Origin of the sequence: Arthrobacter sp. SDTb3-6 (genome assembly GCF_013376095.1) — a bacterium.
GTDB lineage: Bacteria > Actinomycetota > Actinomycetes > Actinomycetales > Micrococcaceae > Specibacter.
Genome location: NZ_JAAMFN010000005.1, coordinates 16,051 through 35,306 on the forward strand (window position 1 = coordinate 16,051; position 19,256 = coordinate 35,306).

Annotated in this window: 19 protein-coding genes; 6 read left to right on the plus strand and 13 right to left on the minus strand. The window is 61.4% G+C overall.

Features of this window, described 5'->3' with window-relative positions:
* Positions 1 to 165 precede the first annotated feature (165 nt).
* The 8 genes from G6035_RS03560 to G6035_RS03595 form a co-directional block, all read right to left on the minus strand.
* Positions 166 to 1,635 (minus strand): SCO6880 family protein, encoded by a 1,470-nt coding sequence (locus tag G6035_RS03560; protein WP_176615704.1) that lies wholly within the window; start codon positions 1,633 to 1,635, stop codon positions 166 to 168.
* Entirely contained in the window at positions 1,628 to 3,076 is a 1,449-nt protein-coding gene (locus G6035_RS03565) for a type IV secretion system protein (protein ID WP_176615705.1), read from the minus strand. The genes G6035_RS03560 and G6035_RS03565 overlap by 8 nt, the downstream gene beginning before the upstream one ends.
* Before the next feature lie 9 nt (positions 3,077 to 3,085).
* On the minus strand, positions 3,086 to 3,376 hold the full coding sequence (locus G6035_RS03570) for a hypothetical protein (protein ID WP_176615706.1): 291 nt from the start codon (positions 3,374 to 3,376) through the stop codon (positions 3,086 to 3,088).
* 598 nt (positions 3,377 to 3,974) lie between these two features.
* Complete coding sequence (locus tag G6035_RS03575; protein ID WP_176615707.1) at positions 3,975 to 5,237, minus strand: TULIP family P47-like protein; 1,263 nt, start codon at positions 5,235 to 5,237, stop codon at positions 3,975 to 3,977.
* Positions 5,238 to 5,273: 36 nt separating this feature from the next.
* The gene (locus G6035_RS03580) at positions 5,274 to 6,809 is read right to left on the minus strand and encodes a TULIP family P47-like protein (RefSeq protein WP_176615708.1); all 1,536 of its coding nucleotides are present in this window, start codon (positions 6,807 to 6,809) and stop codon (positions 5,274 to 5,276) included.
* Positions 6,806 to 8,377, minus strand: a complete 1,572-nt coding sequence (locus tag G6035_RS03585) for a TULIP family P47-like protein (RefSeq protein WP_176615709.1) — start codon at positions 8,375 to 8,377, stop codon at positions 6,806 to 6,808. The genes G6035_RS03580 and G6035_RS03585 overlap by 4 nt, the downstream gene beginning before the upstream one ends.
* A 297-nt stretch (positions 8,378 to 8,674) precedes the next feature.
* Complete coding sequence (locus tag G6035_RS03590) at positions 8,675 to 9,553, minus strand: AfsA-related hotdog domain-containing protein (protein WP_176615710.1); 879 nt, start codon at positions 9,551 to 9,553, stop codon at positions 8,675 to 8,677.
* A gap of 14 nt (positions 9,554 to 9,567) precedes the next feature.
* Positions 9,568 to 10,161: a TetR/AcrR family transcriptional regulator gene (locus G6035_RS03595; protein WP_176615711.1), complete on the minus strand. Its 594-nt coding sequence runs from the start codon at positions 10,159 to 10,161 to the stop codon at positions 9,568 to 9,570.
* 71 nt (positions 10,162 to 10,232) lie between these two features.
* On the opposite strand from G6035_RS03595, the gene G6035_RS03600 reads away from it, so the two are divergent.
* A complete protein-coding gene (locus tag G6035_RS03600; RefSeq protein WP_256127716.1) occupies positions 10,233 to 11,246 on the plus strand; it encodes a saccharopine dehydrogenase NADP-binding domain-containing protein in 1,014 nt (337 codons plus the stop codon).
* A 756-nt stretch (positions 11,247 to 12,002) separates the two neighbouring features.
* Here the strand turns inward: G6035_RS03600 and G6035_RS19925 are convergent.
* The 3 genes from G6035_RS19925 to G6035_RS03615 form a co-directional block, all read right to left on the minus strand.
* Positions 12,003 to 13,127, minus strand: coding sequence for a C40 family peptidase (locus G6035_RS19925; protein ID WP_256127717.1), 1,125 nt, complete (start codon positions 13,125 to 13,127; stop codon positions 12,003 to 12,005).
* On the minus strand, positions 13,127 to 13,447 hold the full coding sequence (locus G6035_RS03610) for a hypothetical protein (protein WP_176615713.1): 321 nt from the start codon (positions 13,445 to 13,447) through the stop codon (positions 13,127 to 13,129). Before G6035_RS03610 ends, G6035_RS19925 begins: the two co-directional genes overlap by 1 nt.
* Before the next feature lie 434 nt (positions 13,448 to 13,881).
* The gene (locus G6035_RS03615; protein ID WP_176615714.1) at positions 13,882 to 14,799 is read right to left on the minus strand and encodes an RNA polymerase sigma factor; all 918 of its coding nucleotides are present in this window, start codon (positions 14,797 to 14,799) and stop codon (positions 13,882 to 13,884) included.
* Positions 14,800 to 15,041: 242 nt separating this feature from the next.
* Between G6035_RS03615 and G6035_RS03620 the strand changes: the two genes are divergently transcribed.
* On the plus strand, positions 15,042 to 15,365 hold the full coding sequence (locus G6035_RS03620; RefSeq protein WP_176615715.1) for a helix-turn-helix transcriptional regulator: 324 nt from the start codon (positions 15,042 to 15,044) through the stop codon (positions 15,363 to 15,365).
* Here the strand turns inward: G6035_RS03620 and G6035_RS03625 are convergent.
* Together G6035_RS03625 and G6035_RS03630 are read right to left on the minus strand one after the other, a co-directional pair.
* Complete coding sequence (locus tag G6035_RS03625) at positions 15,319 to 15,825, minus strand: hypothetical protein (RefSeq protein ID WP_176615716.1); 507 nt, start codon at positions 15,823 to 15,825, stop codon at positions 15,319 to 15,321. The two genes, G6035_RS03620 and G6035_RS03625, sit on opposite strands and share 47 nt — an antisense overlap.
* A 57-nt stretch (positions 15,826 to 15,882) precedes the next feature.
* Positions 15,883 to 16,200 carry a hypothetical protein gene (locus G6035_RS03630; RefSeq protein ID WP_176615717.1) on the minus strand — a complete coding sequence of 106 codons (318 nt, stop codon included), beginning with the start codon at positions 16,198 to 16,200 and terminating at the stop codon, positions 15,883 to 15,885.
* Between the two features lie 178 nt (positions 16,201 to 16,378).
* Between G6035_RS03630 and G6035_RS20480 the strand changes: the two genes are divergently transcribed.
* From G6035_RS20480 to G6035_RS03650, 4 genes are all read left to right on the plus strand, one after another.
* Entirely contained in the window at positions 16,379 to 16,651 is a 273-nt protein-coding gene (locus G6035_RS20480; RefSeq protein ID WP_176615718.1) for an ArsR family transcriptional regulator, read from the plus strand.
* 277 nt (positions 16,652 to 16,928) lie between these two features.
* A complete protein-coding gene (locus tag G6035_RS03640) occupies positions 16,929 to 17,726 on the plus strand; it encodes an oxygenase MpaB family protein (RefSeq protein WP_256127718.1) in 798 nt (265 codons plus the stop codon).
* Positions 17,726 to 18,211: a hypothetical protein gene (locus tag G6035_RS03645; RefSeq protein ID WP_176615720.1), complete on the plus strand. Its 486-nt coding sequence runs from the start codon at positions 17,726 to 17,728 to the stop codon at positions 18,209 to 18,211. Before G6035_RS03640 ends, G6035_RS03645 begins: the two co-directional genes overlap by 1 nt.
* Positions 18,211 to 19,191: an MAB_1171c family putative transporter gene (locus G6035_RS03650; RefSeq protein WP_176615721.1), complete on the plus strand. Its 981-nt coding sequence runs from the start codon at positions 18,211 to 18,213 to the stop codon at positions 19,189 to 19,191. Before G6035_RS03645 ends, G6035_RS03650 begins: the two co-directional genes overlap by 1 nt.
* Positions 19,192 to 19,256 lie beyond the last annotated feature (65 nt).

The window sequence follows — 19,256 nt, forward strand, 5'->3', positions numbered from 1 at the left end:
CACCCTGCGAGCGCGCAGCGGAACTCTCTCCATCGTCGCGCAATGCCCGGTGCCAAAGTGAGTCGGTCGGTGGGTCGACAACCCCACGTTCGATTCGCCGTCGTGCGTCGCGGTCAAGGCGGGATTCCCCTGATGGTATGAAGCTGACGTGCTGGTTGTGCTTGTTCATTTCAGTCCGCTTCCGAGGGGCAGGGCGCCAGAAACGAATGCGGGCCATTGCTGGCCCGCGAGAAGCCGGAGCTCGACAAAGGCGCCGGCAGCGGCTGACTCCAGTTCCTGCCGGTACCGGGCGAGGTCGTCCAGGGTCCCGGCGGTGATGGTTACATAGGCGGCGGGGCGGACGTCGCCGTGGCCGGCGACGATCTCATCCTCGCGCTGGGCCACCTCCTCCTCTTCGGCACGCTGTTCCCGTGTGAGAGGGCGGTCGAAGCGGGCGTTGATGCGGCGGCGGGTGTCATGGGCTTCGTGGGCGGAGCGGATGTCCCGCAAGGCCTGGTCCGTGGGGATGGCACGGATGACTTCGGTGACTGTGTGGCGGAAGTCCCCCACATACACCAGCGGGTGGATGAACCCGGGGAACACCTTCTGGCGTGGCCATTCGGCGATCCAGAATGTTTGGTGGAAGCCGGAGTCGGTGCGCAGGTAGGTCCAGTGTTCTTCCACGGCCATGGGTCCGCCGCTGACGGACAAGCCATCGGACCCCTTGCCGGCGGCAAGGGCGGCGAGCCGCGGGACTGCTTCTGGGTCGAAGGCACCGCGCATCACGGCCGCGAACTTGTTCTCCGGCAGCCACTCATCCACCGTGACACCGTGGGTCTTCAGCCCGGTGGTGAGCGCCTCCACTTCGGAGCCAACCACTTGTGCAAGCCCTGTTGACGCCCCGCCAGCGTCGCGGATGGGGCGCCGCGCCTTGGCCGTATCGATGACCAGGCAGACCAGCAGCTCGTGGCTCATTGCCGAGCCGGCTGCCGCAATCAGGTCCAGGTAGGACTTGTCGCCCCAGTTGACCTCATCAATTCGTGAAGGGACCTTGGTGCGGTCGTAGAAGTCGCGAAGCGCGGTGGAGGGATAGGGAACCGTATAGTCCTGGATTGCAATTCTGGCGACGAACGGGCGCTGCGCCATGGCCGTCTGCACCCGCGACCAGGCCTGAACCGCATAGGCCTTGTCGTCATCATCGAGGAGCGCGAACGAGGTGGTGCTGCAGCGCAGGATGGCAACCGCCTCATGGCCTGGGCGGTCGACGACGAATGCCCCGCCGTTGGCGTTCTTATTTATCTCGAGCGTCCCGAGCCCGCCGGGCAGCGCCAGCTGGCCCGCGGCCCGCGCCTGCTCCGGCTTCACCAGGTATTTGGTCTGCCCCGTCTGCTGCCGCCACAGGAACACAGTGGCCGCGTAGGCCCACAACGGGTAGGGTGTGCGTGAATACTGCAGGACACCGAAGAGCACCAGCCCCAGCCACAACGGCGTGGTGACAATGAGCGCCGGTGGTCCTCCCGTTGCGGAGGCAACAGTGGCGGCAAGGACACCGGCACCGACAAGTCCCAACTGATACCACTGCAAGCCCATAAACAGGCCGTGGCGCTCATACCGGGGAAACTTCACCGGTTGAAGTGCTCGCGTATTTTCAGACATCTCTATCCCTTTCCGGGTTGGCACGCTGCGTCGGCTGAACAGGCGGGGCCTGCGGCATGGAAGGTGGGGGCGGAGGCCCGAGCGACGGTTGTGGCGCCGGCGGTCCGTTCTGTTGCTGGCGTCCTTCACCTCCCTGGGAATGCTGCGTTCTCGGCACTGAATATGGCCCTGTTCCCGGCCTGGAAGTCGCAGATCCGGCACCGGCGTAATGTCCGTCCGGAGGCGCTGAACTGGGATCGCGATGCGGCGTGCCGGCACGCTTGACGTACGGCTGCCCATAAGTCTTGGTCTCGTAGCCCGGCGGCCGGTTTGGCGCGCTGGAAACCGGCTGCCCGGCGTCGTGCTTCACAGCCTGCTGGCCAGCCGCGCTGCCCACAAGGGCAGTTGCTTCCGGAACGGGCGAGGATTGAATTGGGGCCGGCCCCTTGGCACCGATGCTCGACAGGGACAGCTTGCCGCCCATCTGCCTGCCGACCTGGCGTGCCGCGAAGCCGCTGCTGCGGGTCAGGACGTGGCCGCCGCCGGCCACTTGCGCCGCGGCGGCGAGCTCCCCGCCGGCAAAGCTGACCAGCCGCAATGCCATCAAAGGCGCGGCGCAGGCCAAAGCCATGCCGACAGCGCCCGAGGCCAACCCGGCGAATGACGTCGAGTTGGCAAAAAGCTTGACCGCAACCGCCAGGACGGTGGCTGCCAGCGGCTTGGCGATCAGAAGTGCGACGACGGTCTCACACCAGCGCCTGGTCCACGACTTGGTGCGCTCCCACGGCATGAGCATGATGGCCACCGGCGCCGTGGCCGCCAACACCAGAAGTGCAAAGGACCGGAAGATCATTGAACACATGAGAATGAAGGCCATGACCCAGACCAAGGCGATCGCGGCGACCGTGACGATGACCGGGCCGGTTGGGCCTGAGTCTCCGGGGCTCGACATGGAAACCAGGTCCCACTCACGTCCCGAACCAGCTGGAGCCCGCTCAAAACCAAAGAGCCGCATGAATACCATGTACGGGTCCGACCCCAGCGTGGACAGCAAAGTAGCCGAAGCCGAATCCGTGAAGTGCGTCAACTTCTGCATGAGGCTGACGGCGCCAAACACAACGGGCACCGCGATACCGCCAGCAATCACTGCACGTCCGATTCGCCGCGGCTGTTGGCTTATGATCCCGCCGAGTAGCTGAAGGATCATCGCCACGACCAGCGGCGTCATCATCACGACAATCCACCACTGGGTCACCCCGCCGACGGTTGCCCACTCCGAGGGTCCAATGTCCGAGACGCCGAATGCGCCGGAGATGAACGACCACATCCAGGAAGCCATGTTGGCCAGGATGCTGGCAAACATGTCGGTAATGGTCTGGGTGGCAAGATCCTGCGTCTGCGAAATCATTCCGCAGCCCGGCGGCCACCACCCACCAGCCGAACACTTGACTGCGGGCAGCATTGCAGAAGCCTAGAAGCCCAGGTGGAAGGCGGTCTGCGACCAGAGGATGTAGCCGTTGATGCCGCCGAGAATCGCAGCGACCGGCCCGGTCCACAGCAGGATCATCCCACCGCCGGACGCCAGCCGCGAAGACTGGCTTAATTTACCGGCCAGCAACATCGCAGCGCCCAGAATGGCAACGATGGCGATGATGATGAACGCACCAACCAGGATGCCACCGCCAATCTCCTTCAACGATTCAAGGAAGGGGAAGTTCGCGTTGGGAATGATGCCGGGATCAACCGGCGCAGCCAGAAACATGGTGAACTCCAATCAAGACCTCCCCGCGTCTACGGGAAGGGTTCACCTGTTCATGGTTGTGAAAGAGCTAAACGACGTGAGGAGATGCGGAATCAGTCCCTGAACCAGTTGGTACGGGCATCAATGGGCCCTGGGCCGCGGCACGCCCGGTTTTGATTTCCACCAACGCCTTGGCCGACCGCACCTGGAGAGGGCCTCGACCAGCCGGCTGACCGTCGGATCCGACGCCACCGTTCCACAAACCTTCGGCTGAATCCGGAGCCGGTCGAAACCATAGACGAAGTCCCCGCCCATAGCCAGAGACAGTGAAAGATTGGTGTTGACCTTGCCCAGATCCTGCTGGGCGAAGGGCCTACGCCACGACTCCCACCCCGACCACAGCCCCGCTCCCCGACCGAAGGCGCTCACCACCGACGTCGAGAACACTTCCCGGAAACATGGACTCGGACAGACAGGCAGAAACCAGTAAAGCAGTTTACAGGCACGGTGCTCCTGGGCGCGACGTGGAAAGGGTGCCTGCTAACACCTTTCCCCACGTCTGGGGCCCCTTTTAGTCCTTAATTGCGGGCCCTGGCCACGACAACGTGAAGGGCCCAGGCTAGATATTCCCGGACAACCACATTGCTCCGTTGACCTTGATGTCTGTGACCGAAATGGCACTTGAGCCGCCCCAGAGGATGGACGACGGCGGGTATTTTCCGAGGGCCAGCCGCTCACGGTTGTCGTTGCTGATTTGCCCGGCGATGTCATTGCTGATGATCGGCACTACGATCTCGATAATGGCGATGACTATCAAGCCGCCGATGAACCAATACCAGGGGATGTGGGCCGAGTGCGATTCACTGGGCCTCGGATCCGCCGCGAATTGCAGGATGCCATCGGTGAAGTGCGCCGCATTGTTGGCGCCGATGGTGTAGGTCATGCTGATTCCGGCCTTCAGGTCAACGCCGCCCCCATATAGCCCTTGCAGGGCACCGTCACCGCTGCGCACTTCGAGGGCGTCGATGAATGGGTAGTAATTGATCAGCCCGGATCGAACGGTTCGTGTATGGAGCCGGCGGGTGTTCCGCAGGACGCCTTGGCCTGAGTCGTATAGGAATGCGTCAGTGCCGGTACTGAAGGCGTTTCCGAGGCTTGGGGCAATGATGTTGGTCAGATACAGTTCGTCGGAGATGGCGAAACTTGCGTTCGTCGTCGTCGGTAGCACGGTGGGGTCGACGGTTCGTTGAAGTTGAGAAATGTCCCTGTCGTTCGTGACGCTGTAGATGACGAGGAAGCCCTGGAGGCTGCCCTCAGCCTGATAGTAGCCGTAGGCGTTTTGCTGGGGCGTCAGCCATGAGTTTGTTGCCGGCGGCACGAGGTTCACGGCAGCGAAGACGAACCGGACGCTGCCGGCATTCTGGACCAGAAAGCCGCCTAGTGCAAAGGCCAGAAGTGCATTCAATTCCGCCGAAAGAGCCCGGTCAGGATCGCGGAGAGCTATGACCGCCAGCTCCCCGGGCTCCGGCGGATTGTCCGGTTCGCCAAGCCGGTTATAGTCGAACTGGAGCTCCTCCTCCTGGTTTGTCCTTTCGATCCAACGCAGGTGCGTTGCAATCACGAGTGTCAACCCCCGCAGTGGGTACGAGTTACCGCCGTCGGACAAAGTTCCGTCGGCAATCGTGAGCTTGAGGTGGATGATCTCGCTTGATCCACCATCCGTGATCTGCCACGCCAGGAAGCGCCCCGATGCCTTCCGATCGGATCCGCCCGGCAGCGGCACCGTGAAGTCCAAGACGGTCTTTTCACTGTTGGCCGCCAACATGGCGTTGACCTGGTCGGTCTTGATGGCGAAAACCGTGTCCCATCCAAACGTCTTCATGGTGTCGCTGCTCTCCTCGTCGGGCGTTTCCGTGATTCAGGTACTGGTAGTGAAGTTGCCGCTGAGCTGCAGGCTGCCATTGAGTTCCGCCCGCATAAGCGTAAAGCCCGTGGTGTTTGGCCACTCGATTGGTGTCAGGAGCTCCGCGAGCATCGTCTTCAAAGATGGCAGGGCCTTGGCCGCACCGTCGGAGATTGCCCGGGCGATGAGCTCAGGCGTTGCCGCCGCGAGGCCGGCGATCACGATGATGATGATCATGACGACGACGCGAAGCACCCCGGTCAGGATCTTGCCGGCCGCAAAGGTTGCGACAGCACCGATGATCCCGACTATGACCTCGGTAATCACCACCCAAGTTTCCTTCGTGTAGTAATGGTCCGATTTTGGCGGGCGCGATTCAACCCAGCCGATGGTCTGTGTGCCGTCGTCCTTGGTCACCAGCTGGATCCGGTAATAAGACTCGGTCAGGACGTAGGCGTCGATCCCGGGGCTGATGGGAACGTGGATCTTGGACCGCGTTTGGATTTCGTCGCCGATCACCTGGAGCGTGAAGTCTTCCGCCGTCGGTTGGTACCACACGAGCCCAACCTTGATTTTTTCCATGTCCAGGTTCCGGGCCAGCTGCACTGAGGTGTTGCCGTTGCCGATCTTGAAGTCCGTGACGCTCGAGCCTGGGAATGCAGCCTGCACCCCGGGCAGGACCATGTTTTCCATATACAACCGCATGCCGATCAGCATGGCGGCCCCCTGCCCCGCGGGGATGGCCGAAGCCGGCAGCTGGTTGGCCAGGCCGTCGGGCAGCCGGCCGTTCATGGTCAATGCGCCGAAGTAGGCTGCGTCCTCGTTGGGATCCCTGCTGTCGCCGTCGTAGTACGCGTAGGAGGTGTAGGTGGGAGCCAGCCACTGGAACTGCGGTGATTCGGAGACCCGGTTGAGCGCAACGACGGCGAACACATAGGTGAATTGCCCCAAATTTTCGTTGAACCACGAGGCGATCGCCGACTGGAACAGCGCCTTCTCCATGGCGTCGATCTTGCTGCTGCCGTAGTCGATCCGTTGCACCACGACCGCCGGGTCGTCCTCCGAGCGGGATTGTGCGTCACCGGAAAGGTTGTTTTTGTCGCCCGCTGACGGGTTTGGGGGCACCTCTCCCTCCGGCTGAGGCAGGTACTTGAGCTTGACTTGAATGGTGGCAGATGCACCGGCGATGGTGGTCGTCTTGCCCGAGAACGACATCGTCGCCGCCGGAATGGGGGTCTTGAGGAACACTATGGAACCCGACCCGCCGCGCGTCATCCGCCAGGGTCCAAAAGTGCCGTCGATCGACCAGTTGGCGGTCACGGCGGCGTTGAAGCGCGGAGGCGAAACGCCCGTGCGCTCAAGGGCATCATTGACCTGGCTCAGGCGAACCGCACTGGCCGTGTCCCATCCCTGGGTGTCCGCCTCGCCGGCAAGCATTTCCTTGGGTGCCTCGCTGCGATGGACGAAGAAGTCGGGACGGATTTCTGCTGGCCGGGGCAGGGTGAAACTGTGGAAAGACTGCGGCCGCTTGACTTCTGTTTCTACACTCATGAGTTGGTGCTCCTGTCGAGGTCGGTGGAGGGGACGAGCATGCCGCCCAGTTGGAGGGCCCCGTTGAGCTCTGCCGTTTTGAGGTCGAAGCCGGAGGATTTTGGCCAGTTGATGGGTCCGGTGGCCTCGTCAACCAACGGTCCGATGGCCGGGAGCGCGGATGCGGCGCCATTGCTGATGACGTCGGCGATGATGGCGGGCGTGGCGGCGGCGATTCCGGCGACAATGGTGATCAGGACGACGACGATGATCTTTACCGACACCTTTTCGATCAGTGTTCCCGCGACGACGCCAATGACGGCGCCGATGATCGAGACGATCAATTGCGTGATGGTGACCCACTCCGCCACCGTGTACCAGGTCGTGACCAAGGGGTTGGAGGACTGTACGAACCCCAGCGTCATGGTGCCGTCGCCCTTCTTTACTAGGCCCAGCACGTAGAAGTACGTCGCGTCGACATAGGCGACTATCCCCGGACTGATGGGAATGGTGACCTTGGTCTGGATCTGGATCTCGTCGCCAACGACCTGCAACCTGAAGTTCGTCATAATAGGCGTGTACGTCACCGCCGCAACTTTCACGCCGTCGAGTCGGACGGGCTTCGTCGATTCAATGCCCTGTCCCTTGGTGATGAACTTGAAGGTCTCCTCATCGGCGTTGGGGAAGGCGCGGGGCATGCCAGGCATGACGAACTGGCGCATGAACATCGTGTTGGAAATCAGCACCGATGCGTTCATGCCTGCGGGGATGGCGGAGGCCGCGACCTGGTTGGTGAGCCCTTCGGGACTGCGGTTCTCCGTTTGGTTGAGGACCGCAAAATAGCTGCTGTCATCGTCGACGCCCTGGAAGTAGGCGTAGCTGGTGAAGGTCGGCTTGAGCCAGAAGAATTCCTTGACGTCCGCTTTCTGGTTGAGGTTGACCACCGCAAAGACATGGCTGAACTTGGCAAGGTTGTCATTGAGCAGCAGCGCGACCGAGGCCGTGAACAGCGCCTTCAGCTGCTCCGATGGTTTGGCGGTGCCGTAGTCGACCCGTTGGATGACCACGGCAGGGTCATCAGCAGACCTGCCCTGCGCGTCCGCGAGCAACTTTTCGATATCGACCGGTGCCTGGTCATCTTTCCGCGCTTCGGGTGGGGTCTGCGGGAGGTACCGGAGCTTGATAGAAATCTTCACCGATCCGCCGGTAAAGCTGAGGTTTTCAGTTCCCGCGGTCAAGGTCGCGCTTGTCAGCGGGAGGTGCATCATGAGGATGGCCCCGGATCCGCCGGGGGCGATCTGCCAGGGGCCGTAGTTCGTGTCAATGCGCCAGTTTTCATCGGGGTTAATTACCATGGCCAGGTTGGTCGGGTACTGCCCGGATTTTTCAAGAACGTCATTGACGATGCCGGCCTTGATGCAATTGACGGTGTCCCAGCCGTAGGTTGTGGCTTCTGCGGCGAGCAACGCCTTGGGAATTTCTTCGCGTCGGCGAAAGACTTGCGGGCGAACGTTTTGGGGCGCAGGTGCAACGAAGGCATGGAACGTTGATTCGGACGCAGCAGCCACCGCGTCAGTCGTGGTTGTCAAAGTGAACTCTCCTAATGCTTCGGCCGTCGAGCGCTCTACCCGGCCGGCGCCATGTCAGTGCGTATAGGGTGATCTCTTGAAAAGGTTGGGGACTCGCATCGGGCAGCTGACCCGGCTGTGGTGCTCCATGACTGCCGCGGGTTTCGCAAGGATTGGCCCGGACAAAATCGTGCGAAAAACGCTTCGCAATAGCGGGCAAGTTGCCCGGTTTTTCTATTACGTGTTGCCACGTAATGTAACTGTAGAACCTGCTGACGAGTGTGGCAATAGTTGTTGTGTGCGAGGTTTTTCAGGCCGTCAGACTGCTGGTGTCAGGGCCCTATTGAAACGCTCGCCGGCACGCGCGGCAGCGGCAGAACCGACGGCCTTTCCACACTGCCCGCTCGCGATGATGCGCCCGGATTGCGACATCGTCACAACGGTCCGACCAGCACCGTGTGCCACTCCGGAGACAGTGATGGGAGCGTCGTATTCACCGAAATTGTGGCACTGCATACTAAAATCTCCAGCTTGTGATCCCATCAGGAGTCGATGGGATTGCAGGAGCGCACTTGCCAACAACATCCCGGAGACATGGTCGCTGGCGTGGTCGAAAATGAAGGTATCGCCTCGGTTCCACACCAGCTGTGCTTCAAGTCCGCCGTCGAACTGGTGAATGTCGGCCAGGATTGCACCGAGCGGACCGGTATTTACGATGGCGGCGGTGGGAGCGTTACGCCGAATGGCCTGATAGGTCTTCGGAGGAAGGCACGTCAGATCCCCGCAACCGGTTCCGAGCATGACACCCTCCGCCATGAAATCGGCTTCAAGCTGCAGTTCGCTGACTTGGTCCCGACGCATTTTTACGGCCCTCAACCGCACGTCAACATGGCCCGTGAACTGTTCCGGCGCCATTGGCATGGCCCCATCCAGCCAAGCGAAGCTGAGCTGGTTCATGATGAAGGCCCAGCCCCGCGGGACGCCGCCGGAGAGGTGGGCGAAGGCGATGGCGCACTGGCGCATCAATTCAACACCCACGAGTGTCGATGCCGAGGGAAGGAATACGGCGGACGGATGCCCCGGTGACAACGCCACCATGAGCCTAAGTGTCCCATCCGGCGACGGATCGGCGGAGAGCAGCAATACCTGGTTGGGCGTCGACTTGTGGACGAGGGAACCTTCAATGGATTGCCACATGAATCCTTGCCTCCTTAGGTGGACCGGTAACCAAGCGTATGCAGCGTACTAGACACCGTTTGGCTAATGAGCGCGTCATCCAACCCTGAAAGTCCCGGCAGGAGGGCACGCATCAGCAGCGGGCCTGTCAACAGGTCGCACGCCCACTCGACGTCTGGATTCTCGGGAATTTCCCCGCGCGCCACGGAACGTCGAATGATCACACCGGCGCCGTAACGCCGCGGTGCCAGGAACTCCTGCACAAAAACCGCGCGCAGGTCAGCATCCATTTGTACGGCGTCAAGGAAGCCGGCGAGACTCCTACTGACCAATGGGTTGGCGAACAGTTCCACTTGGTCCCGCTGGATGGCTTCCAGGTCCGCCGGAAGGTTGCCGTGGTCAATGAGCCGGTCAAGGTCGATGGCAAATCTGTGCAGCAGGAGGGATAGAACGAGTTGCGGAATTCCATCAAAGCGGCGGTAGAACGCCGGGCGGGTGGTGCCGGCGCGGGTCGACACGGCCTCAACAGTGATCGCGCTGAAGCCGCGCTCAAGGAGCAATGCCTCGGCCGCGTCGAGCAGGGCGGCATCCAGTTCGGTGTTCCGCGGACGTCCAATTGATGGCACCATAATGATACGCAGTGTAACGCTGGATTAGCCCGGTCAATGCCGGGCAACGCGGAAAGGGCGCCACAATTCTATTGATTTATGGTTGCGGTTCCATGGGCGGGCGCATCGCGAACCTCGCAGGCCGGGCCGGGCACGACGTCGTGCTGGCGGGGCGTTCTCGTGACCGGCTGGCGGTGGAGGCTGTCCGTCTGAAGGTGCCCTGGCGCAGCGCCGATCCGCGGAACCCGGCCGGACTGGATGCCATGCTGGCCCACGTGGACGTCGTCGTGAACACGGCCGGCCCGTTCTCAAACACGGCCCCCGGAATCATGCGGGCCTGCATTCGCAATGGCTGCCACTACGTGGATCTGTCCAACGAGTCCAACACGTTCCAGGACGCGTGGTCGCTGGACGACGACGCACGGGCCGCAGGGGCCAGCATTGTTCCGGGCGCCGGCTTCGGCACAGTGGCAGCCGAAGCCCTTGCCGCCCATGTCCTCGGCCGGATTCGACACGCGGACTCCGTGACCCTGGTCCGGACATCCGGCGGCGGCCCGGGGACGCCCGGCGTCAAGGCTACGGTCCGTGAATTGTTGGCCCGGCCCGGGGCCGGCATGCGGCATGGCCAATGGATTACACGAGGCCACCGACTTAGCTTCTGTGAGCTACCCGAAGGCGCCCGTGCCATAGTTCCAGTCGCCCTGGGCGACGCCTTTGCGATTGCCCGAGCCACAGGCATCCCCAATGTAGCGGCCTACGCCAGCACCACCATAAACATGGGATGGGCGAAAATCCTCATTCCTACCGCACGAGTCCTGGGACGCGCGGCCCGCGTCCTTCCCGGACCGATCACCCGGCACCGATCGCAAGCTGACTGCATGTCGGAGGCCGACACCCGCCTTTGGTTGCGGGCCTCGAACCCGCCGGGCGACACGGCCACCAGCTGCCTCTATGGCGAAACAGGGAGCGGGATCGCGGCCGAAACGGCCCTGCGCGCGGCCCAGGCGCTCCTGTTACAGGCACCGCCGGGCACATATACGGCCGGCCAGCTCTTAGGCCACGCCAGGATTTCCCAACTGCCTGGAACCCATATCGTCGACTTCTAAAAATGCAATCTCTTGATTCGTGCGAACGGTGCACTCCACTCGACGCTAAGGACTTCTGGAGCCAGTCCTCCGGGTCACGCACCCCATGTGCGGGCCAGACCCGGTGGAACTCATCGCCCCCAGTCAAGTTCGAGTGGCGGCTTCATTGACGGGACCCCATATTAGAGCACATGCCCGGCAAAGCAGGTTCCAGTGACAGCGATGCCGGAGGGGTTGCTGATACACTCCTGGCCTGGCGGGTGCCCGGCAAATACAGGAAGCCGTGCGTGCCACCGGCCGTGTCCACGAGAATCATGGTTCTTGTCCTCGAGACAAAGCCCCGCGGCAGTCGTTTCAACGAGACCTCCACGACCTTGACGTGGTCAGCGACGGTGTTCGAACCGGCATCCCCCGGCCTAACCACCAACGCCAACGGCACCCCGGTCCCTGCAATCCCGTGATCCAGGAAGGCCATCGGAAGACCATGCCCTGGTACTGCCAGACGAAGGGCAGCGCGACGGCTCCAACGCCCTCGGCAGCCCGCGCCAGACCGGAGGCACTCGCCGCCGACGTCCTGGGCATGCCCTGGCCCACGACACCACACCCGTCCCGGCAGCATCGACCCTGTCAGACAGGCAGACACCTTTAAAGCAGGTCACCGGCACCGGGCTCCTGAACGTCGCATGGACATGGTGCCTGCCAGCAACATTTCCCCGCATCAGAGTCCCTCTTGAGTCTTTAATTACGCGCTCCAGCCACTGGGCATAAAGGCCGAGGCTAATTCCCCTTGAGAACGATAAAATATTTAGTCCCAGAATTCCATGAAACCGGGTGCAACAGTGTCCCAACCGTCGGGTTCAACGCGCTGAACATCATTCCACCCCCGGCATAGATCCCGACGTGGCCCCAATGATGGGGCCCGTCAGGATTTTGCACCACCAAGTCGCCAGGGAGCGGCGTTGAAGTTGACTTGCCAACCAACCATTGCTCAGTGCGCGGCAACGATATCCCCGCCTGGGCGTAGACCCACTGGACGTATCCGGAGCAGTCCCAGGCCTTGAAGGCAGTTCCGCCCCAAACGTAGGCCCCGCCTATGCCCGCTTCCGCGTGGCGGATCAGGTCACGCCGCAAGTGTGACAAGTTTGCCGCCAGCACCGGCAGGCTTCCAACACCGGTGCCGGACACACAAGCCTGCAGTTGTGTCCCACTCTTGAGCGCGGCCACAATGGCCGTGGCCTCCCCCTCCCATTGGGCATACAGCTCGGGGAACTCCGACCTCTGCACCGCCTGTGCCGCGTTCCCCTTCGCCATGGATTTCCAGCCGGGAACGTCCAGCAGTCCTGGAGGCTTACCATGATTCGGCCCGTTGGGACCACCGAAGAATGCCTCGGCGTCGTAGATGGGATTCATCAGCTCGGTCACGCTCCCCCACCCGGCTGAAGGGCGTTGTTGGGCCGTGCCCAGGGAATCGTGGTCGGAGCCGACTCCGTCATGCGCATAGTTCATTGACGGGCGCACAGACGGGTTTGCAAGTACCCGGAGCCCCGATTCCTGCAGCGACATCATAATGGCGACCACCAAGCCGTCATCCGACACACCCAAGTTCTTGCCGACCCCGATGTAGGCCCGCGCAACGGCAAGCTGCGCCGCGCCAACGACAACGCGTCTGCCCGATCCTGAGGGGATCGACAGGCCCGCCTCCAACGGGGCCGCGGCGTCGGCTGCGGTCGACGGGGTAGTGAGGCACGCCGTCGTACTTCCTGTTGCCGCCCCGGCCACGACGGCCAATCCGCCGCACATGACGACGATCAATACCGGTACCAGCACGCCAACAACACCGGCGACTACCCGAAACAGCGCGCGGCGCTTGGCCACCGCGAGCAACATGGCCGGTATTGCCATCAGTACACGATCCTGCTCGCCGAAGCATAGAAGCCGACCATTGCGCAGCGGTCCGTGGGGGCTGATGCGGCGGGCGGGCAGTTGACCATCACGCTGACCGGCGTGGTGTAGGGATTGGCCCCGCCAGTCTGGTGTTCAACCACCTTAAGCGTGAAGGTACACACGTGGAGGCCATTCCAGGGTGGGGGATGTTGCTGGACTTGCGCCAGCTCACCATCACACGCCGCGGTTGAAATCGACGCGGTCCGGTAGGCGTGCATTCCGGACAAGGCGGCAAAGGACGCGGCCGTGACGCCCGTGGACTGAAATTCCTGGGCCATGACCGTTAGCGGATTCGATCCGTCCGGCAGCACATTCCACCATGATCGGAGCCGCTCGTAGATCTGGGAGTATGTTGACGACCGGGCATCCCATGTATAAATGGCCCTTGCGGCGGCTTCTGCCAATACCCTGTAATTCGTAGTTTTCGGCTCTCCAGGAGCTGGTACCGGCATGGGTTGCGAACGTGACGGAACGACGGCGGATGCCTCGGCTGCCGATGAAACCACCGCTGTGGCGGCTGGCGTGGACGAAGGAACCGGATCTTCAAGCGCAGGCGGCCCTGCCGAGAGGACAACCGCCATCGCGCCAGCCGTCGCAATTCCCACGAGCAATATCAACCAAAGCCGCCGTCGCCCCATCAGTCGTCGAGTCAATTCCAAAATGACAAACACGTTGCCCCCTTCACCCTGTACATGGTTCGCCGGGGCGACCACTACGTGAGTGCACTGCTTCCAAGCGAGGCCTCCGAAGAGTCTGCCGAATCCTTGGAATGCCCCGCTGCGGCATGCTCGAGAATCTCCAGCGCTGCGCAATAGAGCCTACGGGCGTGACCGATTTTGCCTTCCAAATATCTCCAGCTTGCGCCGGTATCCGTGGCCAATTGCATGAGTGCGTTGGTCCTGTCCGCGCCGCTGAGGCCCGTTAGGACCAGCCGCTCAGCAACCACCCGCAGAAGTGGCGTGGGCAGGCAGCATACGGCCGTTGCAACCGTGGTCGGTGAATCACAAAGCGTCACAGGGTCAACTTCGAGTGCGGCTTTGACCGTGACGGCCATTTGGCGGACGATGGCCACAGCCTCCCAGCGCTTGCGCTCATCCCAATCAGCATGATGCGGCTCATGTCGCAGCCGTGGCGAAGTCAGGCATTCGACAGCCCAGTCCCACTTCTTGGCTGAAACGTGTTTGCGGACAGCAGCGATGATCTCCCCAGCCCACTCCTGCTCCGCAAGGCGCTCGATGCTTTCGGTTGTTGTAAGGTCAACCGGCGACACCATGGCTCCATCCGGATCTTCCATCAGTGGCAGCAAAGGATGGGCCAAGACCCGTCGAATGTGGGTTGCACACAGGTGGACGGCGATTCCCTGAACCCATCCACCAAAGGTGGTTTCCGGTATATGCCGGTATTGCTCCTTGACCAGCCCTTCCCACGCCGCGACTCGGACATCCTGCATGACGTCCTCGACGTCGTCGAGGCGCCCAATGCGAAGCAGCCGGGCACGAACATAGGGGCGGGTGTTTTCAACGGCCAGCATCAGTTGGTCAATGGGAATGTCGGGTGCCGGAATAAGTTCCAGCGACGTATCTATGGTGCGGCTTGCGCGAAGTGATTCTTTGGACCTGAGACCCATCATTTTCACCGGTTTCGTACCTGTGATGATTATTGACGAGCGGCGTCGCTTCCAGCGCCGTTGTTTAAGCTTCCGTCCAAAAAACCCGACGGAAACGAGCCGGATTCCCCCAGCTCTAAAGCGAACCTCCACGTTATCTGACAGGTCGCTTCGGCTTGTAGCTATCCTTCAAGTCTTGGAGCGAACTAAGTTATTGTCAAGGAGTTTATGTCCCAATGTGGACAACCATGGGGCAGAATGGTGCCATGCCTCACATCACGCAGCCGGAGGACGCCGAATGGTCCCCGAACATCGAGGCCGCTGTTACGACCTTTGGCAACAGGGCCCGCAATGAGATACTGCGCTATTTGGCACACCACGGACCGGCAACCCGAGGCGACATCGTGGCGGCTGTCAGCTCAGAGGCGCCCAGCGTTGCCAAGCACCTGCTAGTCCTCGAGGAAGCCGGTGTCATCAAGGCCGACGTCGAGCCCGGTCACAGGCATGGAAGGGCGCCGCGCTACTCAACCAACAAGGCACGCATCAGGGAGCTGATGGCGGCACATCGTCGCTATCTTCTTGATTTGTAGCAGCAAGCGGCCGGCCACTCGAGTGGCCGGCGATGTCCCTGTTGAGGTACTGGGTGATCGCCCTGAGCGTTTCAGGCGAGACCTCCCCCAATGCCCGGGCGGCAAATGACTTCACCTTCGCGGCCCGCAAGGCCTTGAGGAACTCAAGCTTTGAATCGATCAGTTCAGGCAATTCCGGCCCCTGGTTGCCCAGTAAATAGTCCGGATCGACACCGAAAACTTCACTTATGGCCGTCAGCAGCTTCCGGTCCGACACCAGGCGGCCGGTGGCATCCTTCATATATGACCAGCGGGCCCGTGAGAGCCCGACGCCCCGATCGGCAAGTTCCTTTTTCAACTCCAGAAAAGTTAGCGGCCTGCCACGCTCTTCGGCAGCGACGTCAAGCAGGAGATTGAGCCGTCGGGCGAGAATTTGCTGGGCGGATGGGACCGGCTCCGCCTCGTTCTCAAAGTGTGGCAATTCCCGCTCCCGGCTATGGACACATCTGACGCCGCCGCACTTATCTTGGGCGCGCCCTTACTGCACCCCAGTATTCCGCGAGGCAGACGTCATCGCAAGGCGCCGCTCGAGCGCGTGGTCCACTGCCGTCATCAGGACCAATTCGGCGTTCACGTTCCCTGCCCAGGGCCCAAGACCGGCAGCGGCTATGTAGGCAGCCACTCCATCGATGTCCAGCGCCCGTACAGCATCAAGGTGGTAGGCAACCTCCCTGACCACATTGACAAGCGCGCGAAGGAAATCGATTTCGTCATTTTCATTGCGACGCCAGTACCGCTCACGCCTCATCAACTCTGCCGCCTCGCAGAATGCCTCAACCTGCGGATGATTGCCCATGGCCAGATCCCTTCGCTGTCGACGTTGAACCGGCACTCGTGTGTTCCTCGAACCGGTTCCTTACAGGTACATGGTCCGTTGCCGCTCTTCCGACGTGAGCGGATTGGGCGTACATTGAATCATTGGACATGTCCACCTCGAAGATGGACGGATGGCGCAGCGAAGGGTGGCTCCCGTCATGTCGAGAATATTGTGCACGGCCATAAGTTCCAGGCTGCTACACCTCCTGTCAGCCGGTGGCCCACGGGATGTTCCTGGCATCTGTGAGGCCATGCATCTGAAGCCCGGCCGGGTCCGGCACCACCTCAAGGCCCTCGGCCGTGGTGGTTTTGTGAACATCGACAGTTCATCACCCCATGGGTACCCGTCGCGAAGATACGCGGCAGACGCGTACCAAGTTGACAAGGGGCTTTCGCGTCTCCTCGCGGAATTCGGCGCGGACGGCGACTAGCAAGCGCATCCCGGTGGGTTCTCGACGAGGAAATTCCGGTACTTGGCATCCATGAACTCCCGGCAGGAAAGTTTTGGAATAGCCCCGCAACATAGGCGCGGAACCGCCCAAAGGGCTTTACGATGGAAGGCAGCTCCCAAAAACAATGCCCGGACGGCAAATGCCAGCCGGCGATTGGTCTCACTTTTGGAGGTGTCTGGTGCATTCGAGTCGCATTGAAAGTCTGCGCGCGCAACGATCGGCACCATCCGACGATTGGGAACGCACGTTCCGGCAGATGGTCATGTTCGACCTGGCCAAAGACATGGAGCTAGGCAACTTCCTCTCCTACTACAGGAATTTCGCCGTCCCGCGGCTGGCTAATACCCTTGCGAGGAACGGCGAGATCGTAGCGCGCCCCATGAAACGCAGCTACGACACTGCCATTGTCATTTACGAGCTCATCGCAAACGGCCTTGACAGCCCACGCGGGCAGGAAATGATTGCGCTCCTCAACCGTGTGCACAGATACGTTCCCGGCACACCCGACGACTTCCGCTACGTCTTGCTCACCCTACTGGTCGTGCCCATTCGCTGGACAAGTTCACACGCATGGCGCCAGCCCACTGAAACCGAAGTGGCCGCAGCGACGCGCTTCTTCGTAGAACTTGGCCAGCGAATGCATATAGGCGATCTCCCCCAGACTTTCACCGAAGCTGCCGATATCTTGGACCGGTATGAATCAGACAACGTCGAGCCGAGCCCAGCGGGCAGGAGACTGATGGACTCAACTGTTCGAGTCCTCCAAGCGACCATCCCCGGGCTGGTACGCCCATTGACGCGGACGTTGCTGAGCGCCATGTTCGACGACGACGGCCTCACGGATGCACTCGGCCTTCCCCGTCGACATGGCTGGTCCCGCGCCATGCTCGACATGGCGTTGGCGATTCGAAATTGGCTGGTGCGGCACAAGCCGCTCCCAAAGGAACCTCGGTTCATACCCGGGAGCTCAGGGTCTGCCGTTTATCCAAACGGCTATGAACTGCATGACCTCGGCCCTGCCAATGTCATGAGCCCGATGGACCGAGACCGGTAATGGACACCCGCGGAGCCTACCTGTCAGTGCGGAAAGCAGAGCAAGAACTCAACTTGCCGTCTCAACTCTCCTTGGAATCGCTGCGGGACCATTTGGAGGAAAAGCGAAAGCGCGAAATCGTCATTGAAGAACTAGCTGACCTGCCGGGCAATGACGTGTGTGGCGTGTGGCTGGGAACGGAGGAGAAGGACCTGATCCTACACACGCCAACGCCCTGGCAATGGCACCGCCAGCAGATTATCCTCCACGAATTCGGCCACATGATACTCAGCCATGACCTCGACGCGACTCCTGCCGATCTGAAAATGGCATCGATACTCGACATTGATCCGACAACCGTCCGTTATATTTTTCTGCGGGGCAGTTACTCCGACGAAGCTGAACGCGCCGCCGAAATGGTGGCCGATCGCTTGTCTGCCAGGATGCTTAACTCGGAGCCGCCTTTGGCATCCGAACACTTGGCCTTCGGTGAAGTCTTCGGCTGATGCAGTACGTTCCTGCTGGTGTCCTGTGGGCCTTGGCACTCATCAAGCTCCCGAAAGCCAAAGAAACCCAAAGCCGCCACGTGTTCTGGGCTGCGTTCTTTGCCGCTATAGCCTGCACGTTTTACGTACCCCAAATCTACCTTGCTGTGGACGCCTTCCTCGGAGGACGCAACGTGGTGAAGCTTGCCACACTTATCTCCCTCATGCTGGGGTTCTGGCAGTTCCGAAGTGCGATTCTTATTGCAATATCCACCGACGCTAGGCGTTGCCAACATCGCCTGGTCGTGGGCCACTGGGCCGTCATTATTGCCAGTGGGACTGCAATCTCCGGCTTTCTGGCCAGCGACCCGGGAGCGACTAGCCCCAACCTCCAGCTGGCATACGCCGACGAGCCGGGGATGAAGATATTCCTGGTTTCGGGATCAATTTTTCTGGTCTGGGCCGGCTTCGACCTGATGATGGCTTGTCTTCGAGCCCTGCCGCATTTGCGCTCTGCCGCTTTCCGGGTCGGGTTCCTTCTCATAGCACTAGGCTGCGCTGCGTCCTGCCTTGCCATATCCGACCGTGTCATCTACGGATCCATTAGCGACGGCGCGCGTCCCACAACTGTATTCACGACATATCTCGATTCCGGTTACTGGATATTGGAGGCGCTGGCCGTCCTGTGTATCGGAACAGGATTGATACTTCCCGCAATCAGGCAGCCGGTGCGAGATTTTCTTCAGAACTTGGAAGCACGCACTCTCGTCCTCCAACTCAGGCCAGCCTGGCTACGTGCCACAGCCGCCTATGACGAAATAGTTCTGAAGCCGTCAGCATTCGAGTTGCTCACTCCCCTGAAACCTCATGCCCGGCAGCACCTGCACAGGAGGTTCATCGAGATTAACGACGGATTCCTGCGGTCCGGGCGAACCGCCGTCGTGTTGCCCAAGGAAAGCGCCCTACTCGAACGTGCTGAGCTGCTGCTCGCCCGTCTGTGACCCAGACGGATCACTGCAATGGGCAGGACGCCAGTGATGGATCGAGACGAACAGCTTCCGCCACG